Raw genomic sequence first — 2,325 nt, 5'->3', positions numbered from 1 at the left:
CAAACAAATCCCGGCAGATGCGCGGGGTTTATTTGCAGGCTTCATTGAAAATAATTTATACCGGGATGCGGGCTATTACTTCGCCGCAGCAAGCAGCTGTTTATATTTTGACGGGTTATGCAGCAGATCGGCCGCGGTGTTTACCTCGTTGTCCCATTCCAGCGACCTGATGATACGGCCTCTCTGCAGGTAATACCGGTTTACGATTTCTTCTTCCAGTAGCCGCTTTATCTCTGTTTTATTCTTCAGCAGGTCCTGTTTTTTATCGTGTTTCATTTTTGTTTCCAGTGTCTCCAGCTCTTTCGCAATAGCATCATAGTATTTTTCTTTTTTTGCCGTGCTTTTGAAAGAGTCGAGAGCTTCTTCGCTACGTGTTTTATAGCTGTAATCTTTGTTGTCGAGATAGTGTTCAAAATCTTCGAAGTCGCTTTCCGATAGGGCAAAAGACCCTGCAGCAGCTATTTTCGGATGATTGTAATAATAGGTGGTAGCGTAATCAAAGATGAATTGTTTACGGAGCAGCGTAATAGCTACCTGGCTGATGTAGGTAGGATCCACCTTTGCATCGGGTTCAATACCGCCTCCATCTTTCACCGCGCGGCCGCCGGCGGTGGTAAATGATTTACGCAGGGAATCCGGCACATAGTCCACACTGCCATCATCGTTACGGTGAGAGTAGTCGATGGCCTGGATGCAGCGGCCACTTGGCGTATAGTATTTAGCGGTAGTTACTTTCAGTTTGGTATTGTAGGGCAGCTGCCGGGTGGTTTGCACCAGTCCTTTTCCATAGGAGCGTTGTCCTATAACCAGTCCCCGGTCGAGGTCCTGGATGCTGCCGGCTACTATTTCAGCGGCGGAGGCAGATGAATGATTGGTAAGTACGGTTAACGGGATATGAAGATCTACCGGCTGTTCGGAAGTTTCATAATTGCGATCCCAGTTCTTCACTTTTCCTTTGGTGCTAACAATGAGTTTATTTTTATCAACAAAAATGTTGGCTACTACAACGGCTTCATCCAGTAATCCGCCGGGGTTGCCGCGCAGGTCCAGTATCATTCCTTTTAAGGCGGGGTTGGTTCGCTTCAGTTGTTCCACTGCCTGGCGTACCATGGCGCCGCTATTTTCGGTGAACTGGGTCATTTTAATGTAGCCGATATCATTTTTCAGGATGCCGGCATAGCTTACTGCTTTTACATTAATTTCCTCGCGGACGATCTTTTTAGGGGTTTCCACGCCGGTTACCGGGTTGCGGAACACCATGTCCAGCGGGGTGCCTGCCGCGCCTTTCAGCTGCCGGCTAATGTCTTCCTGGGCTACATTTTTGCTGGATTTGCCATTCATGCTCACAATGATATCGCCCGGTTTTACGCCGGCTTTGTCCATGGGGCTGCCTTCGTACACATCTGTGATGGCGGTCCATTCACCGTTGGTGTTGATGGAAGCGCCTACCCCGCCGTATTTGCCGGTAGCCATGAATTTAAGGTCGTCCAGGTTTTCTTCGGAAACGAAATCCGTAAAGGGGTCTGTTTCTTCCAGCATGGCCTCAATGCCTTTCCGCATCACTTTTTCAGGGGGCAGATCATCAACATAGTAAGTATTCAGCTCCCGGTAGAAAGCGGCAAATATGTCCAGGTTTTTAGCTATCTGGAAGTATTTATCGTTTTCATTGAAAGCAAAGATCCCTGCGGTGGTGATGATCAGCAGCAATGCTGCTGTCAGTTTTCTTCTTTTATTGAAAAATGCACGCATGCAACGAGTATATAAGATGAATGATGTTAGTTGGCAATGTTGATGGTTACGGCACCGGGTCATATCCATGCCCACCCCAGGGGTGGCACGACAAGATACGCTTTATGGTGAGATAGCCACCTTTAAAGGGGCCATATTTTTTAAATGCTTCCAGCCCGTATTGTGAGCAGGTGGGCGTATAGCGGCATTTACTGCCCAGGAGGGGCGAGATAAACCATTGATAAATTTTTATCAGGAAGATAAAAGGAAAACTAAGCCAGCGCACAACACGGTTCATAAGCAGCTTTTTAGCAGTCAGCTTTAAGCCAGTAAAAAATAGTGGTTTATTCAACGGAATGTTGAATACCGGTTTCGCTGCCATCAGCCAAAGCTAACTGCGGGTGCTAAACGCTGGTTTGCAGCTTCTTTAAAATTACCGAAATTTTGTCTTTCAGGGTAGAAAAATCAGCGATTTTTTTATCGGTGTAGATGAGGAAAACAGCGAGCTGTCTTGATTCCGACCGGAGATGGTTGTACAATTCCTCCTTCTGGAGCCGCCAGGCTTCGCGGCCCAGGCGTTTGATGCGGTTCCGGTCT

Annotated in this window: 3 protein-coding genes; all 3 read right to left on the bottom strand. The window is 47.5% G+C overall.

The features are described 5' to 3' along the window. Positions 1 to 75: 75 nt before the first annotated feature. Positions 76 to 1,749: a S41 family peptidase gene (locus VN105_RS24455; protein ID WP_325645172.1), complete on the bottom strand. Its 1,674-nt coding sequence runs from the start codon at positions 1,747 to 1,749 to the stop codon at positions 76 to 78. A gap of 46 nt (positions 1,750 to 1,795) precedes the next feature. Then, positions 1,796 to 2,026, bottom strand: coding sequence for a membrane protein insertion efficiency factor YidD (yidD, locus tag VN105_RS24450; RefSeq protein WP_079471177.1), 231 nt, complete (start codon positions 2,024 to 2,026; stop codon positions 1,796 to 1,798). Between the two features lie 106 nt (positions 2,027 to 2,132). Then, positions 2,133 to 2,325, bottom strand: a 193-nt coding sequence (locus VN105_RS24445) for a ribonuclease P protein component (RefSeq protein WP_325645170.1), incomplete at its 5' end; no start/stop codon positions are given.

Source organism: Chitinophaga sp. (genome assembly GCF_035564935.1).
Taxonomy (GTDB): Bacteria; Bacteroidota; Bacteroidia; order Chitinophagales; family Chitinophagaceae; genus Chitinophaga.
This window is presented reverse-complemented; position numbering and strand designations above follow the sequence as displayed.

Bases quoted from the DNA above. Each gene is read 5' to 3' on its own strand.
- VN105_RS24455 (WP_325645172.1), bottom strand. From the start codon at position 1,749: ATGCGTGCATTTTTCAATAAAAGAAGAAAACTGACAGCAGCATTGCTG.
- yidD (WP_079471177.1), bottom strand. From the start codon at position 2,026: ATGAACCGTGTTGTGCGCTGGCTTAGTTTTCCTTTTATCTTCCTGATA.